General features: G+C 66.4%; 7 protein-coding genes. 3 read left to right on the plus strand and 4 right to left on the minus strand.

The window, feature by feature from the left end; genetic code table 11:
- Nucleotides 1–139: 139 nt before the first annotated feature.
- The gene (gene cysQ / locus FEF15_RS18830) at nucleotides 140–979 is read left to right on the plus strand and encodes a 3'(2'),5'-bisphosphate nucleotidase CysQ (protein ID WP_240454244.1); all 840 of its coding nucleotides are present in this window, start codon (nucleotides 140–142) and stop codon (nucleotides 977–979) included.
- 28 nt (nucleotides 980–1007) lie between these two features.
- Here cysQ and FEF15_RS18835 read toward each other — a convergent pair whose 3' ends face one another.
- From FEF15_RS18835 to FEF15_RS18845, 3 genes are all read right to left on the minus strand, one after another.
- Nucleotides 1008–1418, minus strand: a complete 411-nt coding sequence (locus FEF15_RS18835; protein WP_163560959.1) for a DUF86 domain-containing protein — start codon at nucleotides 1416–1418, stop codon at nucleotides 1008–1010.
- Nucleotides 1408–1818, minus strand: coding sequence for a nucleotidyltransferase domain-containing protein (locus tag FEF15_RS18840; protein WP_163560961.1), 411 nt, complete (start codon nucleotides 1816–1818; stop codon nucleotides 1408–1410). Before FEF15_RS18840 ends, FEF15_RS18835 begins: the two co-directional genes overlap by 11 nt.
- Nucleotides 1819–1886: 68 nt before the next feature.
- The gene (locus tag FEF15_RS18845) at nucleotides 1887–2630 is read right to left on the minus strand and encodes an SDR family oxidoreductase (protein WP_163560963.1); all 744 of its coding nucleotides are present in this window, start codon (nucleotides 2628–2630) and stop codon (nucleotides 1887–1889) included.
- Between the two features lie 141 nt (nucleotides 2631–2771).
- On the opposite strand from FEF15_RS18845, the gene FEF15_RS18850 reads away from it, so the two are divergent.
- Nucleotides 2772–3764 carry a TAXI family TRAP transporter solute-binding subunit gene (locus FEF15_RS18850; RefSeq protein ID WP_276208225.1) on the plus strand — a complete coding sequence of 331 codons (993 nt, stop codon included), beginning with the start codon at nucleotides 2772–2774 and terminating at the stop codon, nucleotides 3762–3764.
- A 21-nt stretch (nucleotides 3765–3785) separates the two neighbouring features.
- Nucleotides 3786–5591, plus strand: a complete 1806-nt coding sequence (locus tag FEF15_RS18855; protein ID WP_163560965.1) for a TRAP transporter fused permease subunit — start codon at nucleotides 3786–3788, stop codon at nucleotides 5589–5591.
- Nucleotides 5592–5616: 25 nt separating this feature from the next.
- On the opposite strand, the gene FEF15_RS18860 is transcribed toward FEF15_RS18855, so the two are convergent.
- Complete coding sequence (locus FEF15_RS18860; protein ID WP_163560967.1) at nucleotides 5617–6192, minus strand: hypothetical protein; 576 nt, start codon at nucleotides 6190–6192, stop codon at nucleotides 5617–5619.
- Nucleotides 6193–6403 lie beyond the last annotated feature (211 nt).

Genomic DNA, 6403 nt, shown 5'->3' on the forward strand with positions numbered 1-6403 from the left:
ACCTTACGCCCACTCGTGCCTCATGCTGGCAAACGGGGAGGACTCCATATACGGTCTTGTAGACAGGAAGCCCGGCAAGCCAGTCACACTGTGTGCCACCATGAGAGGCACTCGGTGTGGAAATGAACGAGGGAAGCGTGTGACCGGCTACGTGACGGACGACCAGCTGCAGTGCCTGATTGAGGGCGTGCAGACTGCGGGGCGCGAGGTGCGGGCGATTCAGACCCGCGGCTTCGCTGTGCAGACCAAGGCCGATGATAGCCCGCTGACCGAGGCGGACATGGCGGCGCACCGTGCGCTCTTGTCTCTGCTGCAGGAGGTGGCACCGGAGCTGCCGGTGCTCTCCGAAGAGTCGGGGGAGATTCCCTGGAAAATACGCCGCAAGTGGTCCCGCTACTGGCTGGTGGATCCCCTGGACGGCACCAAGGAGTTCGTCAGCGGCAGCGATGAATTCACCCTCAACGCGGCGCTGGTCGAGACGGGCGTGCCGGTGCTGGGCATTGTCCATGCACCGGCCCTGGATGGTGGTGCTGGCACGACCTGGGTGGGTGAGGCAGGGCAGGGGGCCTTCACGCTTCGCGCGGGCATGCGAGAGGCCATTCATGTTCGCCCGCTGCCGGACCCGGCAGCGCAGCCCTGGCGGGTGCTCGGTAGCCGGCGGCATGGCCTGGAGCGACTCCAGGCGTTTCGTGATGCCTTGCCCGCCCATACCTGCGATGCCGTGGGCAGCTCCCTGAAGTTCTGTCGTATCGCCGAAGGAGCGGCCGACCTCCACGCCCGGTTCGGCCCCACCAGCGAGTGGGACACCGCCGCTGCCCAGGCCGTGGTCACCGCCGCCGGCGGCCAGGTGCTCGATGCCCACACCCTCGAGCCGCTGCGCTACAACCAGCGGGAGAGCCTGGAGAACCCCGATTTTGTCGTTTGCACTGAGCGGGACGCGCGCTGGGAGCGGGCGCTGCGGACTGCCATGCCGTCGTGAACTATCCGTTGACGTTGCAAGCAGATGCCTACGCCAGCTGGATGAGTCGCCTGGCGTAGGCGAGCAGGTCGTCGGTGTGCTTTTCGATGATGGCGATCACGATCGGGATTTGCACTGACTGGTAGTCATGTACGGCGATGTTTCGAAAGCCGGTCATCTGCTTCATGGTCTTGGCCAGCTTTGTATCGATGAGCTGTGCCTGGGCGAGAATATCGAAGACATCCCGGGCGCTTTGGGGCAAGCCCAGTTGCTTCATCCGGATCAGACGGTTGCCGGCGTCGATGGCGGATTCGCAGGCGCGCTGCAGGTTCAGGATGGCAGCGTCCTGACGGGTCTGGTCGTGTGTGAAAGAGTCGGGTCCTTTGTCGTACTCTTCCCGTGCACGGGCGACGCAACGCTCGATGGCGGCTGCCTTGTTGAGCAACACTTCATCGGCCATGGACCCTGCCTCGCTGCTTGATATCCGCTATCAAGTCGCGGCGCTGGATCGCGAGATCCCAGTACTCGCTTTGTACCGTGAGTTCGAACTCTTCGACGTCGAGGCTGCGGCTCCATAGCCGTTGTCCCTCCGCCACGACTTGTTGCTGCAGGATGGTAGAGGCTTGGCGCAGGTCGATCAGATCGACGTCACGATCCAGGATATCAGCGAGTTCGCCGGTCAATGCCCAGCGGCTTGCGGCATCGAGTGGATGGGGGAGCAGAATCGCGAGGTCGACGTCGCTAGCGTCTCCCGTCTCGCCGGTCGCCTGGCTGCCGAACAGGTAGAGCGCCTCAAGGGAAGGCAGTTCCGCCTTCAGGTACTCAGTGCACTGCGTCAGGGCGGCTGGTGGTAGGGGCATAGTCCCCTCCGCAAGCTGGGTAGTGGAAGCACTCTATGCAATTCGCGAGGGAGGAAGCAACTGATATGTCACCGGCCGCTGCCCATGGCTGCATTGGCCCCGCCGTCGACGATCAGGGTGTCGCCGGTGATGAAGGTGTTCTCGGCCGAGGCCAGAAAGGCGACGGCGCGGGCGACCTCATGGGCCTCGGCGACGCGGCCTAGCGGCGTGGCGTCGCGCCACAGGCGGCGTGATTCCGACTCGGCGTCCTGCATGCCGGCGCTCACCGGACCCGGTGCAACGGCGTTGACCAGGATGCCGTGGGGCGCGAGTTCCACGGCGAGGGCGCGGGTGAGAGAGAGGATCGCGCCTTTGCTCATGGCGTAGGCAGCTCGCTCGGCACCGGTGCGCAGGCCGTGGACTGAGGCCAGGTTGACAATGCGACCGCCGTTGCCGGCGATCATCAGCCGCGCGGCGGCCTGGAGGGCCTGGAAGGCACCGCTGACGTTCACCGCAAGCAGCGTGTCGAGCGCGGCCGGGGAGACATCGACGAAGGCGCCACGGTGAATCACCCCCGCCGCGTTCACGCAGGCATCGAGCCGCCCCTGTTCCGCCTCGATGGCGGCAAAGGCGCGCTGGATGCTCGCTGGATCGCGCAGCTCGCAGGGCAAAAAAGCGGTGCGCTGCGGTTCGGCTGCTGTGAGAAGCGGAGCGGGTGGCTGGCGGCCGGCCTCTCGGTCGAGCAGATAGACGAAGTCATCAGTGGCGAGTAACTCCTCGACGATGGCGGTGCCGATCCCGCCGGTGGCGCCCAGCACGGCCGCGATGCGCATACGGTATCCTCGTTAGCCCGTTAATGGGTGGTCAATCCTGAAAAAATCGGCATTATAGGGACTTGTCTGACGATCAGACACAATCATCGCCTATAACAATGGCATCACCTCGATGCTGGACACGCTGGAAGGAGTCTTTTTATGTCCCGATTTACCTCTTCGCGTTTTGCCCGTCCGCTGGCCCGCACCTTGCTCGCTTCCGCCATGGCGGCGGTGCTGGGCGCCGGCGCCCTGAGCGCCCAGGCCGAGACCCGCGTGACCTACAAGTCGGCCTCCGCCGGTACTGCCTACTATCAGATGGGCGTGGAGCTCGCCGAGGCGATCCGTCAGGGCACCGACGGCGAGATGACCCTGACCCTGGAGGAGAGCCAGGGCTCGGTGCAGAACGTCATGGAGGTGATGGCGCGCCAGGGCAACTACGTCTTCACCACCCCGCCGGGACTCGTCGATAGCGCCCTGGCCGGCGAGGGGCCCTTCGCCGAGCGCCAGAGCCCGCGCTTCCAGGAGATCCGCGGGCTCTTCCCGATTCCCGCCATCACCATGCACTTCGTGGTGGCCGACGATGCCGGCGTGCTCGCTCTGGAGGACCTCGAAGGCAAGCACATCCTGATCGGGCGAGGCAGCTTCGGCGCCCGCGAGGCGGAGCGCTACCTGGAACTCTTCGACCTGGCCGACAAGGTGGAGGTGGCCGATGCCGAGATCGGCAGCGGGCCGGATGCGCTCAAGAACGGCCAGATCGATGCCTTCGTCACCGCGAGCTCCTTCCCCACGCCCAACGTGATCGAGACCGCAGCCAGCATGCCGGTGAGCCTGGTCAGCCTGACCGAAGCGCAGATCGAGCAGACCGGGGCGGCGCACCAGACCATTCCCGGCGGGACCTACGACGGCATCGAGGCCGACGTGGAGACCACCTCGCTGCCGGTGATCGCCTACACCACCACGGGTATGGACGACGACACCGCCTACACCCTGACCAAGACTTTCTGGGAGCGTCGCGAAGCGATGGCGGAGGCGTCGCCGTGGTGGGGCGGCATCACCCACGACATGATCGGCAACGTGGCCGGTACCCTGCATCCGGGGGCGGTGCGTTACTACGACGAGGCCGGCATCGAGATCCCCGACGCTTTGCGCTGATCTCGCCAGACAGGACGCTTCATGGTTTCCTCCTCCCCTGCGCCGGCGGCCGTTGCCGCCGGTGCGTCATCGTTGCGCGTGCACCCCGGCTGGGTCGTTCTGGGCGGGGTGTCGGTCCTCTTTCACCTGGGGCTGATCTTCTATGGGCTCACGCCGGCGCTGATCAGCCGCCCCATCCACATGGCGCTGGCGCTGCCGTGGATCCTGGTGTTCGCCGCCCGTACGCCCTGGCAGAAAGCCAGCGGTTGGGTGCTCACCGGGCTGGGCATCGCCGCCTGCGGTTATATCGCTCTTAACGAGGCGGCGCTGGCGGGGCAGTACGGTTTCATCGACACCAATCTGCAGATGACCATCGGGGTCTTTCTGATCGCCCTGGCGCTGGAGACGGCCCGCCGCGCTATCGGCTGGCCCTTGCCGCTGGTGGCCTTGGTGGCGCTGCTCTACGGACTGTTCGGTGAGTACGTGCCCGGGCAGTTCGGCCACCAGGGACTGCCCGCGGCGAGTTTCGTCGGCACCCTGACCATTGCCGAGGGCGGCCTTTGGGGCAAGCTCACCGGCGTCAGCGTCGGGGTGGTGGCGATCTTCGTGATCTTCGGCGCCGTGCTCAACGCCGGCGAGGCGGGGCGCGGCTTCATGAACATGGCCAGTAGCGTGGCAGGGCGCCTGACCGGCGGGGCGGCCAAGGTGTCGGTGATCTCCTCGGCGCTGATGGGCTCGATCTCCGGCTCCGCCTCGGCCAATGTCGCCTCGACCGGGGCGATCACCATTCCTTCGATGGTGCGCCTGGGCTATCCGCGCTCGCTGGCTGGCGGCGTGGAGGCGGTGGCCTCCTCCGGGGGGCAGATCATGCCGCCGCTGATGGGGGCCGGCGCCTTCGTGATGGTGGAGCTTACCGGCACGCCCTACACCCAGATCATGGCGGCGGCGCTGCTGCCGTCGATCCTCTATTTCGCCACGGTGTGGGTGGGCATCAACGCCTTTGCCACCCGCCACGACCTGCGTCCCGTGGCGGCCAGCGAGCAGCCGGCTGGCAAGGAGGTGCTGATCACCTCGCTGTTCTTCGCCGTGCCCTTCGTGGTATTGCTCGAACGCATCTTCCTGGGCGGCGTGACGCCCCAGTACGCGGCGAGCCTGGCCATCTTCGTGGGCATGGCACTGCTCTTCGTCGACGTCCGGCTGACCTTCTCGTTGCGAGGCTTTGTTTCGCGGCTGGGTGATGCCCTGGTGACGGCCGGCAGCCAGGTAGCGACGATCGGCGCCATCATCATCTGCGCCTCGCTGGTGATCGGCGTGCTGGGGCTGACCGGGCTTGGCGTGAAGATCACCTCGGGCATCCTGTCGCTCTCCGGCGAGCTGCTGTGGCCGGCACTGCTGCTCACCGCGCTCGCCTGCCTGGTGCTGGGCATGGAGGTGCCGACCACCGCGGCTTACGTGATCTGTGTCTCGGTGGCCGGGCCCGCGCTCACCGAACTCGGCCTGCCGCCGCTGCTCGCCCACCTCTTCGTCTTCTGGTATGCGCTGCTCTCCACCATCACGCCGCCGGTGTGCGGCGGGGTGTTCATCGCCGCCGGCATGGTGGGCGAGAACTGGCTCAAGGTGGCTCTGAAGGCCATGGCGCTGGGGCTCGGGCTCTACCTCATTCCGCTGGCCATGGTGGCCAATCCCGAGGTCATCCGGCTCGCCTTCGATCCGTTCTGGGCGGTGGTCGATGCGCTCAAGATCGCCGTGGGCCTCGGGGCCATCTCCTACGGCGTGATCGCCCGTCGCGCCGCCTGGCTGCGCCTCGTGCTGGTCATTGCCGGCGCCGTGGTGATCTTCGTGGTGTAGGTTCGCTGGGGCCGGTGGCGTTGGCTCATGGATGGAGCTGCCGCACCACCGGCGCCTGCGGCCAGATCACCGGGTCTTCTGACAGCTTTTCCCGTCCGAACAGCACCCAGGCGTCGAGCGCCGGGCCGAGGTCCGCGACCAGGCGCAGACGCTGCGGGTGCGTATCCAGTACCTCCCGGGCGCACAGGCCGGCCTCGTAGTGGCCGGCCAGCAGCCCCTCGGCCACGCTGACGATGGTTGGCTCCTCGATCTGCTCGGCATAGCCGCTGAGGTCGCTGTAGTAGCGCGTGGCCGGTTGAAGGCCGATGGTGCGTGGCTCGCTAACCTCGGCACGCGCCAGCACGGCGAGCGGCTTGCTGCCGGCGATGAAGGTATCCACGGGGAAGGCGCGATGCATGAACCGCCCCACGCAGTCGCCATGACTGGGGTGAGCGGTGCACTGCAGCACGAAGTCGACGTCGCCGTCGACGAGAGCCCTGAAGGCAGTATCGAAGGTGTCGACCAGGTGAACCGTCGCACCGGTCAGGCGGCGAACGCTCAGATAGCGGTGGAGGACCAGTTCGTGATTGCTGCCGGCGGGGCCGAGGGTGGCAAAGTGCATGTATCGACCTATCGGAAGAGGAGGGGATGGGGAGATGTCGCGAGGCTCAGCCACGCTTGTCGAAGAACACCACGCCTGCCAAGCCTTCGAAATGGTCATCTGAGGTGATCAGTTCGGCGTCAGCCCACTGCGCAGAGGCATAGATGATCGCATCAGCAAAAATCCGCGTGAACCCTCGCCCACTCGGGCGGGGAGGTAAGCGGGGGCCGCG

Source organism: Halomonas sp. NO4 (assembly GCF_010994375.1).
Classification (GTDB): Bacteria; Pseudomonadota; Gammaproteobacteria; order Pseudomonadales; family Halomonadaceae; genus Halomonas.